20 protein-coding genes are annotated in these 18,748 nt (G+C 54.0%); 14 read left to right on the forward strand and 6 right to left on the reverse strand.

Annotated features, from left to right (window positions below):
• Positions 1-166 precede the first annotated feature (166 nt).
• The 4 genes from JRG72_03855 (at position 167) to JRG72_03870 (ending at position 4,495) form a co-directional block, all read left to right on the forward strand.
• Positions 167-907: a 1-acyl-sn-glycerol-3-phosphate acyltransferase gene (locus tag JRG72_03855; GenBank protein ID MBW2134357.1), complete on the forward strand. Its 741-nt coding sequence runs from the start codon at positions 167-169 to the stop codon at positions 905-907.
• 4 nt (positions 908-911) lie between these two features.
• The gene (locus tag JRG72_03860; protein ID MBW2134358.1) at positions 912-2,600 is read left to right on the forward strand and encodes a ribonuclease J; all 1,689 of its coding nucleotides are present in this window, start codon (positions 912-914) and stop codon (positions 2,598-2,600) included.
• A gap of 157 nt (positions 2,601-2,757) precedes the next feature.
• A complete protein-coding gene (gene htpX / locus JRG72_03865; protein MBW2134359.1) occupies positions 2,758-3,600 on the forward strand; it encodes a zinc metalloprotease HtpX in 843 nt (280 codons plus the stop codon).
• Between the two features lie 163 nt (positions 3,601-3,763).
• Positions 3,764-4,495: a tetratricopeptide repeat protein gene (locus JRG72_03870; protein ID MBW2134360.1), complete on the forward strand. Its 732-nt coding sequence runs from the start codon at positions 3,764-3,766 to the stop codon at positions 4,493-4,495.
• Positions 4,496-4,530: 35 nt separating this feature from the next.
• Here the strand turns inward: JRG72_03870 and fdhD are convergent, their stop codons facing one another.
• The 3 genes from fdhD to JRG72_03885 all read right to left on the reverse strand — a co-directional run bounded on the left by fdhD (position 4,531) and on the right by JRG72_03885 (position 6,949).
• The gene (fdhD, locus tag JRG72_03875) at positions 4,531-5,346 is read right to left on the reverse strand and encodes a formate dehydrogenase accessory sulfurtransferase FdhD (GenBank protein MBW2134361.1); all 816 of its coding nucleotides are present in this window, start codon (positions 5,344-5,346) and stop codon (positions 4,531-4,533) included.
• Between the two features lie 80 nt (positions 5,347-5,426).
• A complete protein-coding gene (locus tag JRG72_03880; protein ID MBW2134362.1) occupies positions 5,427-6,011 on the reverse strand; it encodes a flavin reductase family protein in 585 nt (194 codons plus the stop codon).
• A 107-nt stretch (positions 6,012-6,118) separates the two neighbouring features.
• Positions 6,119-6,949, reverse strand: coding sequence for an NAD(+)/NADH kinase (locus JRG72_03885; protein ID MBW2134363.1), 831 nt, complete (start codon positions 6,947-6,949; stop codon positions 6,119-6,121).
• A 219-nt stretch (positions 6,950-7,168) separates the two neighbouring features.
• Here JRG72_03885 and JRG72_03890 point away from each other — a divergent pair, with 219 nt between their 5' ends.
• Complete coding sequence (locus tag JRG72_03890) at positions 7,169-8,365, forward strand: pyridoxal phosphate-dependent aminotransferase (GenBank protein MBW2134364.1); 1,197 nt, start codon at positions 7,169-7,171, stop codon at positions 8,363-8,365.
• 65 nt (positions 8,366-8,430) lie between these two features.
• On the opposite strand, the gene JRG72_03895 is transcribed toward JRG72_03890, so the two are convergent.
• The gene (locus JRG72_03895; GenBank protein MBW2134365.1) at positions 8,431-8,718 is read right to left on the reverse strand and encodes a PxxKW family cysteine-rich protein; all 288 of its coding nucleotides are present in this window, start codon (positions 8,716-8,718) and stop codon (positions 8,431-8,433) included.
• Between the two features lie 288 nt (positions 8,719-9,006).
• Between JRG72_03895 and JRG72_03900 the strand changes: the two genes are divergently transcribed.
• The 9 genes from JRG72_03900 to prmC all read left to right on the forward strand — a co-directional run bounded on the left by JRG72_03900 (position 9,007) and on the right by prmC (position 16,332).
• Positions 9,007-9,702: a hypothetical protein gene (locus JRG72_03900; protein ID MBW2134366.1), complete on the forward strand. Its 696-nt coding sequence runs from the start codon at positions 9,007-9,009 to the stop codon at positions 9,700-9,702.
• A 64-nt stretch (positions 9,703-9,766) separates the two neighbouring features.
• Positions 9,767-10,384, forward strand: coding sequence for a hypothetical protein (locus JRG72_03905; protein MBW2134367.1), 618 nt, complete (start codon positions 9,767-9,769; stop codon positions 10,382-10,384).
• Between the two features lie 481 nt (positions 10,385-10,865).
• Positions 10,866-11,495 carry a recombination-associated protein RdgC gene (rdgC, locus tag JRG72_03910; GenBank protein ID MBW2134368.1) on the forward strand — a complete coding sequence of 210 codons (630 nt, stop codon included), beginning with the start codon at positions 10,866-10,868 and terminating at the stop codon, positions 11,493-11,495.
• Positions 11,492-12,028: a hypothetical protein gene (locus JRG72_03915; protein ID MBW2134369.1), complete on the forward strand. Its 537-nt coding sequence runs from the start codon at positions 11,492-11,494 to the stop codon at positions 12,026-12,028. The genes rdgC and JRG72_03915 overlap by 4 nt, the downstream gene beginning before the upstream one ends.
• Before the next feature lie 6 nt (positions 12,029-12,034).
• Positions 12,035-12,883: a bifunctional DNA-formamidopyrimidine glycosylase/DNA-(apurinic or apyrimidinic site) lyase gene (gene mutM, locus JRG72_03920; protein ID MBW2134370.1), complete on the forward strand. Its 849-nt coding sequence runs from the start codon at positions 12,035-12,037 to the stop codon at positions 12,881-12,883.
• 89 nt (positions 12,884-12,972) lie between these two features.
• Positions 12,973-13,206, forward strand: a complete 234-nt coding sequence (rpmE, locus tag JRG72_03925; GenBank protein ID MBW2134371.1) for a 50S ribosomal protein L31 — start codon at positions 12,973-12,975, stop codon at positions 13,204-13,206.
• 6 nt (positions 13,207-13,212) lie between these two features.
• A complete protein-coding gene (locus JRG72_03930; GenBank protein ID MBW2134372.1) occupies positions 13,213-14,148 on the forward strand; it encodes a DUF1385 domain-containing protein in 936 nt (311 codons plus the stop codon).
• A gap of 223 nt (positions 14,149-14,371) precedes the next feature.
• Complete coding sequence (prfA, locus tag JRG72_03935; protein MBW2134373.1) at positions 14,372-15,445, forward strand: peptide chain release factor 1; 1,074 nt, start codon at positions 14,372-14,374, stop codon at positions 15,443-15,445.
• On the forward strand, positions 15,442-16,332 hold the full coding sequence (gene prmC / locus JRG72_03940) for a peptide chain release factor N(5)-glutamine methyltransferase (protein MBW2134374.1): 891 nt from the start codon (positions 15,442-15,444) through the stop codon (positions 16,330-16,332). The genes prfA and prmC overlap by 4 nt, the downstream gene beginning before the upstream one ends.
• A gap of 99 nt (positions 16,333-16,431) precedes the next feature.
• Here the strand turns inward: prmC and JRG72_03945 are convergent, their stop codons facing one another.
• Positions 16,432-17,397, reverse strand: coding sequence for a DHH family phosphoesterase (locus JRG72_03945; GenBank protein MBW2134375.1), 966 nt, complete (start codon positions 17,395-17,397; stop codon positions 16,432-16,434).
• A 127-nt stretch (positions 17,398-17,524) separates the two neighbouring features.
• Positions 17,525-18,685 (reverse strand): hypothetical protein, encoded by a 1,161-nt coding sequence (locus JRG72_03950; GenBank protein MBW2134376.1) that lies wholly within the window; start codon positions 18,683-18,685, stop codon positions 17,525-17,527.
• Positions 18,686-18,748 lie beyond the last annotated feature (63 nt).

The following is an 18,748-nucleotide window of genomic DNA, read 5'->3' on the forward strand; positions in this document are numbered from 1 at the left end:
CATCTTCCAACCTCCCAATCGAATTTACCTTCTTAAGCAAATATTAGGGTGTGAGTGGCATCCCATTATGAACGGGAGTCCGATGGGTTATAATAAGAGTTGACGCCGCGGGTCATTCTCAGTAAACATAATTTCAGACTGCCGTCCCTGGGAGGTCTCGGAGATCATGCTAAAAAGCCTGTGGTTTAATTTCTGGTTGGTCTTTTTGACCATATTCGGGGGCATAGCGGTCATCCTGTTAGCGTTGCATGACCGCCAGGGGAATCGGGTCCATGAGATCGGCCGGTGGTGGGCCAGAACTTTGTTAAAAATAGCCGGGGTTGCTGTTTCCATCCAGGGGTTGGAGCATCTGGCTCCTGATCGCTCTTATATTTTCGCGGCCAATCATCAGAGCCAATTTGATATCTTCGTGCTCCAGGCCTATTTGCCCGGTCAGTTCCGATGGCTGGCCAAGGTTGAACTTTTTTCTGTCCCCATCTTTGGCAAGGCCCTCAGACTGATGGGAAGTCTGCCGATTGACCGCAGTAATCGGCAGACAGCGATCAAAAGCCTGGATCAGGCCGCGGCCAAGGTCCAGGGTGGGACTTCGATCATCATTTTCCCCGAGGGCACCCGGGGGGCTACCGGACAGTTGTTACCCTTTAAAAAGGGCGGCTTCGTCCTGGCGATTAAATCCGGCCAGCCGATCGTGCCGGTAAGTATCAGTGGTACCCAGTTTATCCAACCTCGGGGGGTGCTGCGCATCCATCCGGGGCCGGTAAAAGTGGTTTTGGGTCCTCCTTTGGAGACCACCGCCTATACTCTTAACCGTAAACAGGAACTGATGGCGGAGTTGCGGGCCGCCATCGAAAGAAATTTGGATCCTAATTACCCCTATTGCCGAGCTTCTGAAACGAGGGTGACCTAAACCGATGTCCATTTCCCAACCATTTCCCGCCGCCAACGGGCCTTGGGTGGACCTGGTTTTTTTAGGCGGCCTGGGTGAAATTGGCCTCAATATGATGGTGTTTGAGAGTTCCGAGGATCTGATCATCATTGATGCCGGCATCATGTTCCCGGAAGACTATATGTTGGGAATTGATATTGTTATCCCTGATTTTTCATATATCCGGGAGCGCCGCCAGAAGGCAGCCGCCCTGATCCTGACCCATGGTCATGAGGACCATATCGGCGCGGTGCCTTTCCTCCTGAAAGAGATTTCCTTGCCAGTTTATGGCACTGCCCTCACTCTGGAGTTGGTCAAGGAGAAACTTAAAGAACACCGAATGTTAGACCAAGCCGACCTGCGGCTTATCCAACCGCGGCATCCACTGCCCTTGGGACCGTTTGAGTTCGATTTTATCAGGGTTTCCCATAGCATTGTGGATGGCGTGGGGTTAGCCGTTAATACCCCGGTGGGAACCTTTATTCATTCCGGTGATTTCAAGATCGATTCGACCCCGATGACCAGTGAGATAACCGATCTCAACCGTTTTGCGGAATACGGTGAGAAGGGAGTGCTGGCCCTGCTGTCGGATTCGACTAATGCGGAGCGGCCCGGATACACCATGTCTGAGCGAGATATCGGGGAGACCCTGGAGGGGCTTTTCCGAGAGGCGCGGGGGCGGATAATTATTGCCGTTTTCGCCTCGCATATCCCCCGCCTGCAACAGATAGTCCATCTGGCGGCCAAGTTTAACCGCAAGCTGCTCTTTAACGGCAAGAGTATGGCCATTAATGTTCGGATTGCCAAGGAACTGGGCTTCCTAAAGATCCCTCCGGAACAGGAAATCACCGTCAGCCAGCTCAAACACTTGCCGGATAAGGAAGTGGTCATTGTCACCACCGGCAGCCAGGGGGAACCCATGAGTGCTTTGGCCCGCATCGCCCTGGACTCCCATAAACACATCCACATTAAGGCCGGAGACTTGGTGATTCTGTCTTCCAAATTCATTCCGGGCAACGAAAAGGCCATCAGCACCGTGATCAACAATCTCTATCGGCTGGGAGCGGAGGTGGTCTACGAAGAGGTAGCCGATATTCATGTCTCCGGCCATGCCTCCCAGGAGGAATTAAAGCTGTTGATCAATCTCACCAAACCGCAATATTTTATCCCCATCCATGGAGAACTACGCCACCTGATCAAACATACCCAGGTGGCCAAATCTTTGGGGATTGCTAAGGAACGGCTATTACTGGCGCGCAACGGCGACCGGTTGCGGTTTGATGCCACCGGCGGCCGCGTGTTAGATCAGGTGGATGTAGGGCGGGTATTTGTTGATGGCAAAGGAGTGGGGGACGTCAGCCAGATTGTTCTGCGCGACCGCCGCCATCTGGCTGAAGACGGCTTGGTCATCGCCGTGGTAGCTGTGGATGCCCGGGAAGGGAAGATAGTGTCCGGTCCGGATCTGGTCTCCCGGGGCTTTGTGTTTGAAGAGGAACAGACCCCGATGCTGACTACGGCGCGCGAGATCATTAAGGAAATTGTCTCTCGGGCCTTGCTAGAACCCACCCAGGATTGGTTGGAAATCCAGATCCAGATCGGCAAGGCGCTGCGCAAGTATTTCTTTAAACTCCTGGAACGGCGGCCGATGATTCTGCCTTTAGTGCTGACCTTATAAAAATCGCTTTCGTGATTCACTTGGTGCCGAGCCAGTGATTCACCAGTGGTAGAGTCTTAGCGCTATTGACAAAATCGACTCGGCACATTTATATTAAAGATAAATCTGACTATCAATCACCATGGATTGGCTGTTTATAGCCAACGGAGGTAGGTTCATGAGCAATCAGATAAAAACGGTTCTGTTGTTAGGAGCCTTGACCGGCCTGATCCTCTTTATGGGCCAAGTCATTGGTGGCACCCGGGGGGTTCAGATTGCCCTGATTCTGGCCTTGGCGATGAATTTTTTCAGTTACTGGTATTCGGATAAGATTGTCCTGCGGCTATATCGGGCGCAAGAGGTCAGCCCCCAGGAGGCCCCGGAGCTACATGCGATGGTCGGAGAATTGGCCCGCGAGGCCCAAGTGCCGATGCCGCGGGTTTATGTGGTTCCGAGCGAAACCCCTAATGCCTTTGCCACCGGTCGCAACCCCCAACATGCCGCGGTGGCGGTTACCAGTGGCATCCTGAAACTCCTTTCCCCCACGGAACTGAAAGGAGTGTTGGCCCATGAGATGGGGCATGTCAAAAATCGTGACATCCTCATTCAAACGGTGGCCGCTACTCTGGGTGGAGCCATTACTTATCTGGCTTATATGGCCCAATGGGCGGCCATTTTTGGCGGGCGGGATGACGAGGAAGGCGGCGGCGTTTTGGGGGCGCTCGCTATGGCCATCCTGGCTCCGATTGCGGCCATGCTGATTCAGATGGCCATCTCCCGGTCGCGGGAGTACATGGCTGACGCCACCGGGGCCAGACTGTGCCACAATCCCCAAGCCCTGGCCAGCGCCTTGGAGAAATTGGCCTATGGCAACCAGAGGATTCCCATGCAGGCCAACCCCAGTACCGCGCACATGTTCATTGTCAACCCGCTGACCGGCGGTGGGCTGATGAGCTGGTTCAGCACTCATCCGCCCATTGAGGAACGGGTCGCCCGGCTCCGGGCCATGCGCAGATATTAAGCCAACCGGATAGCACGACCTTAAAGGATGAACGGGGTCATTTGCCGCGGCAGATGATCCTTTAATTTTTTTCCAGGGTGAAGGATATAGTCCAATTCTAAAATCTGTTAACCGAAAACTGAAAGCAGTGTAGCAACCTTCAACCCAGATCTGGGGGATTGGGGTGAAAAGGCAATTACAGATTTTAACCGTCATTCTATGCTGCGGCTTTATGGTCATCGCTTCTCAGGCTCAAGAAAATCTGCTGACCCAGGGGATGACCGCCTATCAACAATCGCAATATGCCACGGCGGTTGAGTTATTAGGGCAATATCTGAAGGATCATCCCGACGCCGCGGAGGCCAGCCGCTATCTGGCCCTGGCCCTCACCAGACTGGAGCACCACCGCGAGGCCTTATCGGCCCTGGATCAGGGACTGGCTCAAAATCCCCAAAGTATCCCTTTACTCCTGGAGAGGGGGAAACTTTTGGCCAGATTGAAGCAGCATTCAGAGGCCATCGCCGCCTTTTCGCAGGTCATTGCCCTGGACCCCAAGAACCCGGAAGCTTGGAAAGAACGGGGGGTCAGTCAGGCCCAAGAGGGCCGTTTTGCCGAGGCCCTAAACGATCTCAACCAGGCTGCCGCTCTCAATCCCAAGGATCCCTGGGTTTTTAACCATCGAGGGATGGTAAAATTTTGCCAGGGGGACTACCAAGCCGCGGTGGCTGATTTTACCCAATCCATCCGCCTGGGGCCCGATTTGCCGCACGCCTACTTTTTCCGCGGCAATCTATATCTACACCATCTGCACCAGAAGGATAAGGCCCTGGCTGATTACCGTCGGGGCTGTCAACTGGGCCATCCGCTATGTTGCAATGAATTGGAAAAATTACAGACCAGCCCGGCCAACCATTAGGTTCTGCGGGGTGATCGGCTTAACCGTCCCTTAAATTAGGCCGAAAGATCGATCAGCCTCTCGGGATGGCTGTAGATATTCATTCGGTTGCCTCGTACAAAACCGGCCAGGGTGAGGCCCAGGGCCTCTCCCAGGCGGATGGCCAAGTGGGTGGGGGCGGAGACCGCCGCCAGGATGGGTATCCCGGCCCGGGCTGCCTTGAACATCATTTCATAACTGACCCTGCCGCTCAACAAGGTAATCTTGTCATGTAACGGAAGGCCTTCCAGCAAGGCCCGGCCTATGACCTTATCAAAGGCATTATGGCGGCCCACATCTTCGGCACTGAGGATAATATCGCCCTGGACATTAGCCACGGCAACGGCATGAGTAGCGCCGGTCCGCTGGAAGAGCTCCTGTCGCAAGGGAAGCCGGGCCATCAGGGCGAGCAAATCATCGGCCTTGATCTGAAGCTCACGGTTGAGGGGCGGGAACCGGCTTGCCAACTCGGCATTCCAGTCCCCGCCGCCGCGGTCCTTTAAAAGGACAATGGGCAAGTCCGGAGCCGCACTCCGGGTCCTGGCCGATTCCGTCAGCCCGATTTCGACCACGGCCCAGGACCGGCCAGCCTCTGGGTCGGGAGGATAAAATTCAATGGCGGCGATGTCAGCTAAACCGCCAATGACTCCGGCAGTGAATAAGAAGCCCAGGGCCAGAGGCTTCTCCTGGCCAGGCAGGTAGAGCCGATATTGACAACTGTTCCCCTCGATGCTAATGGCCAACAGCTCCTCTACAACTACCGGTTCTTCCATGGCTACCAGCTCTGAGGGGGAGTATTTCCAAACCCTGGCCTTGGCGATCTGGCTGAGCATGGCCTTATTTTAAGGTAAGCGGGCAGTTATCCATAATCGATGGCCAGTTTAAACCAACTGCCAAAGCTAACCACTGACCACTAATCACTTTCCGACTTTCTCTTCTGTTTAAGTTTTTTACCGGCCTCCCAGGCCGTCCCGGCATGGGCCCCGACCGTCCAGTAGCTATTGTCCGGCATGGATAATACTAAAGGATTCATCTTCTGGATGTCGGGCCTGCCGTCCGTCAGGTATCGTTCTTCGGTATAGGCCCCGACAATTTCACCCAGGAAAAGCTCGTTATTGGGCAGGGCCACAGTGTCGATCAGGCGGCATTCCAGGCAAAGCGGGCATTTTTTAATCATCGGGGCATTTTCCAGTTCGCCATAAAAGACCTCGAAAAGGCCTGATTTATCGGCTACCCGTCCAGAGACCATGCCGCAGTAGTCGGTCTCGACTACCATATCGGCACTGGGAAAATTGACGCTGAAGCAGCCATTTTCTCTAATGCCTGGCGTAGTAAAATGCCGCCGGTTGATGGCCACGGCCATAATGGCCGGTTTGTAGTTGACCCTGGCCAGCCAGGCCACGGCCATAAAATTGATCCGGCCCCCGACCATGGCGCCCAACAGCGACACCGGCATGGGATAAGGGCTAACATTGGTGCCAATATTGATTTTCTCCATACCCATCATCTCCTTTGCCAAAAGTCTGTCTGGTCCCGGTTCCCATGTTGTCTAAGCAGCCATGGTTGTTAACCTTGGGTTTGGGCCTAAGGTATCTTTAAGTTTGCTCAACCCCAACGCAGCTTGGTCCGTAGGATTTCAAAATAGCTTTTCGAAGGCGATTTCACCAGTCGGATAGACTTGGCGGCTTTGCGGATCTCAACCCGATCCTGAGGTTGGAGGGCCAAGCCGATCTGGCCATCAAAGGTTAGATAAACATCACGGCTTTTGGCATCCATGGCCACCGTGATGGTTACTGAATCAGGCAGGATAATGGGGCGGTTAGTCAATGTGAAAGGGCAGATCGGAATCAGTGTTATGGTTTTCAGGGTGGGGTAAACAATCGGTCCGCCCGCTGCCAGGGTGTAGGCGGTGGAGCCGGTCGGGGTGGAGACGATCAGGCCATCGGCACGATAGGTGGTCAGGTATTCATCGTCGATAAAGGTATCCAACTCCACGATCCGGGCCAACGCCCCTTTATTGATCACCACATCATTTAAGACGCACTGCTGTTCCAGCTTTTTCCCGCCCCGGATAACGGTGGCGGCCAGCAGCATCCGTTTTTCAATGACAAAATCGTGTCCCAGGATCTGTTCGATGACCGGATAGAGCTCTCTTAAGGCGATCTCGGTGATAAACCCCAGACCGCCGACATTGACCCCTAAAATTGGAATGCCTTGCTGGCCATAATGCCGGGCGGCACTGAGCAAGGTCCCGTCTCCACCCATGACCACGATCATTTCGGTTCCGGCTGGCAGATTGGGAATCTGTGGTTCAGGTTCATTTTCGAACAGCGCTGCCTTTACCCCTTTGGCAGTCAGCCAGTCTTTGAACTCTTTCCCGGCCTGATAGGCATCGGATTTGTGTTTTTTAGTAATAATGGCCAATTGTTGAATCATTGTCGGTTACTTTTCGATAGTTGTAGTTGCCAGTGTTCCACACCGGACCAGGGAAAAAGCCTAAGTTTTGGGTCTAAGACTCACTAATATCAGGCTTGGCCGGGATTTCCGTTAAATTCGTCAAGATCTCCTGAGCAGATTGAGTTACCGTTGACAAATATCATAGTTTCTTATATTTATCAATCTCGGATTACAGATCAGAATAAGGAGAATTAAAAATTGGTTTTGGCAAAACGCATCGGCCAGATTAAACCTTCCCCTACTCTGGCCATCGACACCAAATGCAAGGCCCTGGCTGCCCAAGGTGTGGACATCGTCAATTTTGGCATTGGGGAACCAGACTTTGATACTCCGGATAATATCTGCCGGGCCGCCATTCAGGCCATCCAGGAAGGTTTTACCCGCTATACTGCGGTCGGTGGCATCCCGGCGTTAAAAGAAGCGATTATCCATAAATTCAAAAAAGACAATAACCTGGATTACCGGGCCGAAGAGATCGTGGTCTCATGCGGCGGCAAACATTCCCTGTACAATCTTTTTCAAGTGCTGTTCGAAAGGGGCGATGAGGTCATCGTGCCCGCGCCTTATTGGGTCTCTTATCCGCCCATGCTGCTGTTAGCCGAAGCAGTGCCGGTAATTGTCTCCACCCCGGAAGATAACGGCTTTAAAATTACTCCCCAGATGTTACGGGAAGTCCTGACCCCGCGCACCAAGGGCCTAATCTTGAACAGCCCTTCCAATCCCACCGGTTCCGTCTATACCCGGGAGGAATTGGCGGCCTTGGCAGAAGTGATTCTGGAGCACCATCTTTTCGTAGTCTCAGACGACATTTATGAAAAGATTCTATTCGATGGTCAGGAATTTGTCAGCCTCGCCCAATTGGACCCGGAATTAAAGGCCCGGACCTTTGTGCTGAATGGGGTTTCCAAAACTTATGCCATGACCGGCTGGCGCATAGGCTACATGGCAGGCCCGGAAACGGTGATCAAGGCGGTGACCAAAATTCAGAGTCAGAGCACCTCTAATCCCAATTCCATTGCCCAGAAAGCCGCGATCGAGGCCCTGCTCGGCCCCCAAGACTCGGTGGCAGCCATGGTTCAGGAATTTGCCTGGCGCCGGGACGATATCCTCTCCCGGCTGGCCCGGTTACCCGGAGTCAGCTGTATCCGTCCGGGCGGAGCCTTTTACGTATTTCCCAACTTCTCCCATTATCAGTCCTACTTCCGGCCCGGCCCGGAACAAGGTTTCTCGGACGCCTTGGCGGATTATCTGCTGGAAGAGGCCCATGTGGCCGTGGTGGCCGGAAGCGGCTTCGGTGAAGACAATTGCATCCGCTTTTCGTATGCTACCTCACGGGAACGGATCGCTACCGGCCTGGAGCGTTTGGGGCGAGCTTTAGAAAAGTTGAGCAGATAAATTTTTAGGTGTCAGCGCGACCGGCCAGAGTGGAAGGGCCGTCGCGCTGCACGCCCAGCGAGGGTTTACTTACTACTGGCACCCCGCTTAGAGGCTTTGAGCGGATTGAGCCTGGCTGCCTGACCGCCGTTATTGCCGTTCTTCATATGGGTGGCCATATTACAGTTACCGTTCCGCCATTTCATCGCCGGGTCCGGGCTGATCATACAGTAGCGCCCAGTTTCCAAATCCAAAATCCGGTCGCATCCCTCGCATTTGTCGATGATGGGGTGACACTTACCCCCGTTGAACGTACAACCCTTTTTGGTCATGAAGGCGCACGGATACCCCGCTTTGATAGTTAAACAGTCCATGGCACTCATCCCCCTTTCTATGGGTAAATTAATTTTTTTAAAATTTTTTTAATATATAGTATTAGAAATCGCTTTGTCAACTGCGATCCATGCTAAAATCCATTCCGGCCTTCATGAGAAGTGATCAATGTCCGGAAGGGGTCGGGTTTAAAATCAGGGGCTAGGCCAAACTGAGGCGAAATCCCCCGTTTTGCCTCAAACTATGCAGGTTAGAGGGCAACCTGGTTTGTTTAATAATAGGTTAAAATAGAATAAATATCTGGCATGCACTAAGAAGCAGGTCAATCTATGGATTTCTTGAAAGAACTTTTTTACCAACAGGTAAACCGGATTATTGCTAATCGGTTTCATCTGGCGGCCGGCCTGAGTCAAGAGGATTTTATCAACAGCTATATCAGGCCCTTAGAGCAATTAATGGTTGACATTCATACCGAGACCGAATCAACCGAAGACCGTATTCCCATCCTAATTGTAGTACCTAACAATATAGTCAGTTTAAGCTATCAATTAAAATCCATCCGAGAGAACCTCAACGATACCCAACTGGAATATATCGTCAGACCTGAATGGTTTAAGAACGCCGAAGGGGTATCGACTCCAGACCAACCCTATCTTCTGTTAGATGTCGAGACCGGTTATGCCATGCTAAATACCCCTCCGAAAAAATGCGTTGCCCTTTTCCAAAACCAAGGAAGATTGCCTTTAACTATTGACGAGGGGTTAGCTCTTATCAAGCAGTTCCCCGAAGTACTGGAAAGCCATTGGATTGATCTGCCTGGCTCGGAATTGATCCATAAGTGCGCCGGACAGGACGCGCAGCAACGCGGCATGCTCAATGCCTTACCCCCGGGTTTTGCTCTGGCGACCTTTGTTCCGACCCTTTATTACAAATATTATAACAGCCTACGACTTTACTATGTCTATGAGATGACGGAAACTCCCTATTCGGGATCTGCCTCCTGCGCCCGGCGTTTAGCGCTTTAAGGTTTTCCTGAAAGTGATTGACGCGGCCGCGCCGATTCTGACCATTTCCAGGGAGAGCTTAGCAATGACCAGCCCCGCGGTGGCCTTCCTCGGCAAATTCGGGCACAACTCTCTTGTCAGCCTTGGTTGCGGCCTGGAGCTTAACCGGCTTGACAATCACCTCCGTCTTATGACCGCCTTGAATCTCACCTACTACGTTGGCATTGACTACGGCCCTTCCATCAATCCGTCATCTCCCGACCTATTCATGGACCCTGAGGGGATGACCGACTTGCTGATCGAATATTATCAGGGCGAGCCCCAGAAGTTCTGGGAGGCTGCTAAACTTTTTCCGAAAACCTGGGTGGAGGAGCTGAACGGTATTCACTGCGCGGTGGTGGTCTGTCAGAGAGTGTACCCATACTGTCGCTGGGAAGAGCTGATCGCCTCCATGATGCCCAAGCTGGTGCTCCAGGAGGACCTGCACGGCTGCGAAAGACAGCAGCTTCGGCTCCATGGATACGTACGTACGTTGAAAAAAATCCACCACTATGGCTTGCAACCATTTCGACCCTGGCCTATTTTCCCGTGGGAACGCAATCTAATCCTCTGGCAGCGCCGAGATCTGGCTGAGAGGGAGATCCGGCCGGGCCGGTGGCAGGTGCTCCGGCGTCTCCGTGATGTCAAAAAGAGCAGAGTTTAGTGATCTGATTAGCAATTATCTAATCCCCAAAATCAACCTGTCCAAAGAATATTAGTTTTATAATCTCGATCTTATCGGAAAATGACGGTTCACCACCGCCCTTGCTGAAATAACTCTCGCCAAGGTTTGGTCGAGGCCCGTTCGTCAGTAGTCAACCGGATAGAAAACTTCGCCCTCTGCCAAACCCACTCCCCCAACCCCTTATTCCGATTAGCTTTCAAATGAGTAATTTTATCCTTATATCCCCTCTCCCCCGCTGGCGGGGGAGAGGGCGAGGGTGAGGGGGCATTTTAGCTCTTTGATCGCAACTTGGTATTAAAGGGGGTTGAAAGGGGAACTTGAGGGGGGCGGAAAGCTGGCAGTTCCCCGCTCCCCCCTCAAATTATCCTTATTTGAAGCTCCGAGTAATATGATAAATGGCCTTGCGTTTATCAATGTTTTCAGTTAGGATGCTGAAGGCTGGAAAGGAGAACTCGTCAAGATGGGAATCTCGTCTAAGTCATTGAGTTTTTGCCGCTATATGGTTCGGGGGGAGGTCCCAGAGGATTTCCTCCCCTGGGTTGACAATTGCTTACAGAAATACCAGTTTCTGGATATTGATGACAGCGCCCAGGAAAAATCTGTAGGCTGGGTGGAGTTAGGAAATCTATTGGAGACTGATTTCCAGCAGGGGGGCACTCATAAGGGTGAATACCTGGCTTTTTCTCTGCGCATCGATACCCGTAAAGTCCCGCCCGCGCTGTTCCGTAAACATTATCTGTTGGCCGAATCCACCCAGACCCGGCAACGCTCCCGAGCTTTAAGCCGCACCCAGAAGGCAGAATTGAAGGAAACCGTAATGCAGGAGCTCCTGCGCCGTCAGATGCCCCAACCGCATCTCTACGATGTGGTCTGGAGCCCGGCCCAAGGACGTTTATGGCTGTTCAGCACCAGCCCCAAGGTGCGAGAAGTCTTTGAGACTTTATTTCGCGACACCTTTGAACTGGACCTTTATCTCCTTTTTCCCTATACCCTGGCCCAGAGCCTGATAAAAATGGAATCTCAATGGCAGGCCCTGGAAAGTCTCAGCCCCTCCCTGGGGACTGAAATTTTGTCCGGAGAGCAGGTATGACTAACATGGATATAGTGGAGCGGCTGTGGAACTATCGCTTCCTGGGGCGGGAATTCCTAACCTGGCTCTGGTTCAAGAGCGAAGATGATCCTGATGGCACCATCCAATTGCCCGGGCAAAAACCTCTGTCCCTGGAAGTTGGAGAGAAAATGCGGCTGGAAGTAGGGGAAGGAGAATATTTCCAGAGTCTGGCGGTCCAAGGCAGCCATTCCAACCACCAGGAGGCCCGCCTGGGACTACGACAGGGCAAGACTCTGGAGGAGCTGCACCTCAAGGTTACCCGGGAGGACCAAGAGTGGCCTCTGACCCTGAAGGCAACCACCTTCGAGGTCAAAGGCCTGAAAAACAATACCAGTCATTCCCTTGCCGACGAAGACGATGAAGCCCACTTTTTTGATCAGATGGCCCAGGTTGAGGAAATTACTGACATCCTCGACGGCCTGTTTGCCGAATTCTTGCGACTCCGCCTGAGCCCGGAGTGGGAGGCAACGGAACTGCCGCGCCTCAAAGCCTGGATGGCCGCCGAGGTTTAAAGTCCCATGCCAGAAGGACCTGAGGTCGAGGTCATTCGCCGGGGATTGGCATTACATCTCCCCGGAGGGCGGATTACCGCTCTGACTATAGGGCAAAAGCGGCTGCGGCAACAATCCTCCCGGGAAGAATTGGCAAGATGGACGATCGGGCATACCATTGAGAAACTTTCCCGACGGGGTAAATATCTCTTACTCCACCTGGAGCAAGGGGCAACCCTGCTGATTCATCTGGGGATGAGCGGCAGCTTGCTGCTGTTTGACACCCCCTCCCCTGCCCTACCCCACGGACATATCATCCTTCACCTGGATGACGGCCACGCACTGGTTTTTCAGGATGCCAGACGATTTGGCCAGTTTCTTATCTATCCTCCCGGAGTCAAGCCTCTGCCTCTGGCCGCGGTGGGGCTGGAGCCTTTTTCCCGACGTCTTACCCCGGACCGCCTCCTGGAGCTCACCCGGGGGCACCAGCGGCCCATCAAGAATTTCATGTTAGATGGGCGGATTATCGCCGGCATCGGCAACATCTACGCCAGCGAAATTCTCTTTGCTGCCCGCCTCCATCCCCAGACCCCGGTAGGGCAGCTAACCAGGGAGGACTGGCAGACCCTGATCAAGGCCATGCGCCGCATTTTACGGGCTGCCATCCGCCTGGGAGGGACCACCATTGCCGACTTTAAGAACAGCCAGGGGGAGAGCGGCAGGTTCCATCCTCAACTTAAGGTATATGGCCGGGCCGGGGAACACTGTCCTCGCTGTGGCACCCCGATTGAGCGTTTGGTCCAGGCCGGTCGCAGCAGTTTTTTCTGCCCCGGTTGTCAGATTCTCCACCCAGAACCCCGGATTAAATCGTACTAACCATTAATTCACTAAAAATCCTTGATTTTTGGTTTAAAAATAAACATAATTATAAAGATTAGTAAAAAATGGAGGGAACAGTATTACTGATGAAAAAGGATATCCATCCCAAATATTATCAGACCACAGTGCGTTGTGCCTGTGGCCATGAATTTGTCACCGGCTCTACTCAGGAGAATATCCGGGTGGAGATTTGCTCCAAGTGCCACCCTTTCTTTACCGGCAAACAGAAGTTGGTGGACTCCACCGGCCAGGTGGATCGGTTTTTGCGGAAATACTCTAAGGTTCAGAATCAAGCTGCAGAAGGCGAAGCCGCGGAGTAATCGGCGATGCCAGATTTTCCCGTGGGCGGGCAGGCAGTCATTGAGGGCGTGATGATGCGCGCTCCCCACATGATGACCATTGCGGTCCGCAAGCCTGACGGGTCAATAATCGTAAGGGCAGACCGTCTCAAGCTGTTGGGCGACCGCCTCCCCTGGTTGCGCTGGCCTTTTTTACGGGGGCCAATCGTTCTGTGGGAATCCCTGCTCTACGGCCTCCAGGCCCTGACCTTTTCGGCCCAGGCCGCCGTAGAGGAAGATGAGGAACAACTCGGGTCCGGGGCGCTGATCCTGACGGTAATCGCCGCCTTTGCGCTGGCGCTGTTTTTTTTCGGACTGCTGCCGCATTATCTGAGCGGTCTGATCGGCCGCCTGTGGGGCGAGGAGTTAAGTACCGATACCTTGGCCTTCCATGTCATCGACGGCCTGCTCAAGATCGGATTTTTCCTGTTATATGTCTGGTCCATATCCCTTTTCCAAGAAGTTCGACGGGTATTTGAATATCATGGTGCAGAGCATAAATCGATCTTTACTTATGAGGCTGGACAGGCCCTCACCCTGGAAAATGCCCGGCAGCACCAGATCATGCATCCCCGCTGCGGCACCTCGTTCATTCTGGTAGTGCTGCTGCTCAGTATTTTTCTGTTTGCGGCGCTATTTCCGCTGGTACCCGGCCTGAGCGGTTGGGGACGCTGGCTAGATCTACTCCTGCAGGTAGGTCTAAAAATCATCCTCATGATCCCCATCGCGGCGCTGTCCTATGAAGTCATCCGCTTCGGTGGGCGCCATGCCGACCATCCCCTCATGAGACTGGTGCTGTGGCCAGGACTGATGACCCAACACCTTACTGCCCGTGAACCCGCCGACGATCAGTTGGAGGTGGCTCTGGCAGCCCTGCGCGCCGCCATCCACGGTGAACAGGAAGTCTTGCAAACCCCTGGTTAAAGGGACCGCGGCGGCCTTAACTTTCCTAACATTTATTATCCAGGGTGGAATCGGTAACTTGCGGCCCAAAGCCGTCTGTTTTATAATATAATTATAATTTGCAGCATTAAGAAAAATACTTGGGGAAAGGGCCGGAGGACTACCGGCCCCCGCCCTTCCCTCAAACTCCCCTCCCACCCCCCTTACGGGGTAGGGAAGAGGGTTTTTTTGACCCCGATTCATTATGTTTATCGAACGCTTGCAAGCCATCGAAGATAAATTCCAGGGACTGGAAGCCTGCCTGAGCAATCCTGAGATCATCAAAGATCAGGAGCGTTATCAGCAATATGCCCGGGAACACGCTGAGTTAATGCCGTTGATTCAAACCTTTCGGCGCTATCAACAGGTCCGCCAGGAGTTGGAATCTAACCAAGTCCTGTTAAAAGAGGAGACCGACGAGGAATTCAAGGCCCTGGCCCGGGAAGAGATTCAGCAGCTGCGAGCCCAATTGCTGGAATTAGAGGAAGAACTGCGGTTACATTTACTCCCCAAAGATCCCAATGATGCCCGGAACATTCTTCTCGAAATCCGGGCCGGCACCGGAGGCGAGGAAGCAGCCCTGTTTGTCGCCGATCTTTTCCGGATGTATAGCCGCTATGCTGAAAATAAGGGTTGGAAGGTCGAAGTGCTGAGTCATAGCCCCACAGGCATGGGTGGACTGAAAGAGATCATTGCCTTGATCTCGGGCCAACGGGTTTATAGCCGCTTAAAATTTGAGAGTGGAGTGCACCGGGTGCAGCGAGTGCCGGTCACCGAATCCCAGGGCCGGATTCACACCTCGGCGGTCACCGTGGCCATCTTGCCGGAGGCCGAAGAAGTTGACGTCCAGATTAACCCGGAGGAAATCCGGGTGGATGTCTTCCGCTCCTCTGGCCCCGGGGGGCAAAGCGTCAACACCACTGATTCGGCGGTGCGCGTTACCCATTTGCCCACCGGTCTGGTGGTTTCTTGTCAGGATGAAAAATCCCAGCATAAAAACAAAGCCAAGGCCTTGAAGGTGCTTAGAGCTCGCCTGTTGGATCTAAAACAGCGGGAACAGCGGCAAAAAATTGCCCAGGACCGCAAGACCCAGGTCGGCACTGGTGATCGCAGCGAACGCATCCGCACCTATAATTTCCCCCAGGGGCGCATCACTGACCACCGCCCCGGACTTACTCTTTACCGTCTGGAGGATATTCTGGCCGGGAATCTGGATGAACTGCTTGATGCCTTGAACACCTATCACCGCAGCACGGCCCTGAAACAGCAGGTCGGATGACCGCCGACCCCGGAGCAGCCTGGACCATCATGGAACTGCTCTGCTGGACTACCAGTTATTTTCACCACAAAGGAATCAGCGAACCCCGGGCCTCGGCCGAAGTGTTGTTGGCGCACTGTCTGGGTCGGGGGCGGCTGGCTCTTTATCTGCAACATGATCAGCCTCTGAGCACCGCGGAACTGGCCAACTTTAAGGAGCTGATCCGGCGCCGTCTGGCCGGGGAACCGACCCAATATATCACCGGCCACCAGGAATTCTGGTCCCTGGATTTCCTGGTCAACCCTGCGGTCCTGATCCCCCGTCCGGAGACCGAAATTCTGATCGACACCGTCCTGAAGCAGGTGCAACAGCCGGATTTTCCTCTGGCCCAAGGCCCCTTGTTAGACCTTGGCACCGGCAGCGGGGTGCTGGCCATCGTCCTGGCCCGAGAACTTCCAGTTGCTCGATTTGTCGCTCTGGATCTGTCGGCCGCGGCCTTGGCTGTGGCCCAGGAAAATGCCCGACGCCATCAGGTTGTGGAACGCATCGGATTCATCCGGGGCGATCTCTTCCAGCCGCTGGCGCCTCGCCCCACCTTTTCGGTAATCATTTCTAACCCCCCTTATGTGCCTACCAGGGAATGGCAGCACCTGCCCCGGGAGATTCGCCACTATGAACCACGCGCTGCCCTGGACGGCGGCCCTGATGGCTTAGCAGTGATCCGGCGGTTGGTCTCGGAAGCTCATCAATATCTGATTCCGGGCGGACTTTTGGCCCTGGAGGTCGGACAGGGGCAGGCCTCGGCAGTTTTGGACCTGTTACTCCAACAGGGAGCTTACGCCCCCGCCGAGACCCGGTACGATTACCAGAAGATCCAACGGGTGGTCTTCGCCCGGCGATTGGAATAAGTATCAAAAAGAACAATCCGTCAATAAGGGGTTGCACTCAGAGCGGATAATTAATCGGGGGGCCTTAGTGCCTGGCCTGCAGTTTTACCTCATAGAGAATTATTTTCCTTCTACCCTGGTGATCAGAAAGTTTTCCCAGGCGTCTTCGTCTTCTTGCCCGATTTCCCCCAGCGCCTCCAGTGGAATCTCCGCCCGGGCACTGGCGGGGTGGCCGCCGGCCGAGCCCAGCTTGCCAAAGGCTTTATTGGCCAGACGGCCAGCATTTTTTCGCAAGCCGTCATTGCGAAAGATGACAATCAGTTTGTCCTGGTAAATGCCAGCGACAATGCTCCAGGAAATCTCAACCAAACGCAGGAAAAAATCCGCCAGCATCACTAAAAGGTCGGGGGTTGGGACCGAGCCCACAAAGCTATAAAGCCGGTCATGGTGAATCTGCCAACGTCCCAGCCCCCGCCGGAAATACTTGAGCATCCCCAGAGTCAATTCGGCGATTTCGATGCGGCGCACCAAAGCCCGGCGGGTGAATTGAAATAGAAAGTGGAAGGCCCGCACATCGGCTTCGGTGGAATGGCTCTCAAAATTAGACGTATCAGTCTTGATGGCGTAGAACAGTGCGGTCGCCAATTTCAAGGATGGTTTGATCTTGGCATCCCGGAGGTACTCGGTCAGGATGGTGGCAGTAGCCCCATATTTCGGGCGAATATCTAGGAACGGCGCTTCGGTCTGGGGATGAAGAGGATGGTGATCAATGATCAGGTCGTAATCGAGGTCGGCTAACCGTTCATGATGACTCGGTTGGCTATCGACCAGGGCCTTGCGTGAGAACTCCCGCGGATCAATTTTCTCATAAGCTACCAGAGGAATTTCCAGGAGTCGGACCATGGTCTGATTCTGCGGTCGAGTGATGGGGCGGATGGGCACAATGACACAGGTGGCCACCCGACGCCAGAGCAACCGTTTCAGCGCTAAAGCGCTGGCGATGGAATCAGGGTCAGCGTCGATCAGGATCAACAGCCGGTCATCGTGAGCAAAGAGTTTGTATAACTTCCGCAGCCGTTCCCGCAATTTCCACCTCCGAGCCGATAGGTCAGTTTCTATTTTAAATCAAGCCGGTAATTACGGCAAGTTGCCAGCTCTAGTTGACAGAGTCCATTAAAACACTTATATCCCTCCGGGCATGGATGGAATAAGATTAACCGGGCATCAGCTCAATGTCGGGGCCATTATCCGCAAATAATCTGGCCAGCCGGCGCCAGCCGCCGGTAGCCACAGGAGTTTGCAAAGATTGCGCTAACCACATGGCCAGGTCCGGGGGCTGGAAGATGACGCTGCTGACCGTGCCTGGATTGGCTACTTCCGGATCAGCCAGCAAGGTTCTGGCCTTGGGGATATTTAGGCCACCAGCGGCCAATTCTTGTAAGCGCCGGTAGCGGCTATGGCTATAGGCTTCAGTAAAGTGCCTGGGGGAAAGCGGCGAAAACGGCGGCCGGGGCGGAAACCGGCCCTGGAGGGGCTGCATGGTGGCACTATGGTAGTGATTGGTGGCGATAATTAAACCTTGGGCGGCCTGCCGGGCTTGCCAATGGCGGGCAGAAACCTCCAGTACCTGGGCTTCGGTGGGGCTGCAAAGCACCAGATTGTTGCCGCTGGTCCGGGTACTGGCGGTAATCAGACCAGCCACTTCCGGCAGACTCCGGCCCTGCTGCAAGGCCTGGCGATTGCGGATACCTGCCGGGCAGCCCCTGAGGGTCCGGTCCACGGTCATGGTCGAGAGCTGGGCCAAGGCTACCTGATTCTGATTCATACCGGTATAGAGTCCAACAAACCCCGGCCAGGCGACCGAAACCAGAGGCACTCCCCGCACCGGATGTAACAGAAAGACGGTCTGCAGTCGGGTCATGACCTCGGTGAAGACCGCATAATCCAAATTCCGGGCCAGCAGCCAGGCACCGGTTTGATTGCACCTCCCCCGGCCGGCTACAGCCGAGCAGTGCGGCATGTTCTGGGCCAGGTCATCAAAAACATTAAGCAATAAAATGAAATGTACCCCGACCCTCGCACCTGCCGCCACCCCTTTCATTTCCTTCCAATAAGGACCAGGGATAAAAGGCCGGAAACGCCAGGCCAGAACAACCAGTCCCAGATAGAGCGGCAAGCCCCCCAGCCAGCCGGTGATTTTGGCCAAATATTTCAGTATACTACACCGAATTTGGCAAATCTCCCGGGCTAACCAGCGGCCGTGAGCAAAGCCCAACTCAGGTGGGGTGCCGCTGAGGCGCACGACCTGCAGGCCCGGTTCCTTCAAGAGCAGAGCTGGAGGGATTTTCTGAGATGTCCCTATGGGTATCGCCATAAGCAGCGGAACCTGTTAGAAGAGGCGTTAGGTTGCTTGAATGCTGCCTTAAAATTGCCCTCT

The sequence above is a fragment of the Deltaproteobacteria bacterium genome (assembly GCA_019309545.1).
Taxonomy (GTDB): domain Bacteria; phylum Desulfobacterota; class Desulfobaccia; order Desulfobaccales; family Desulfobaccaceae; genus Desulfobacca_B.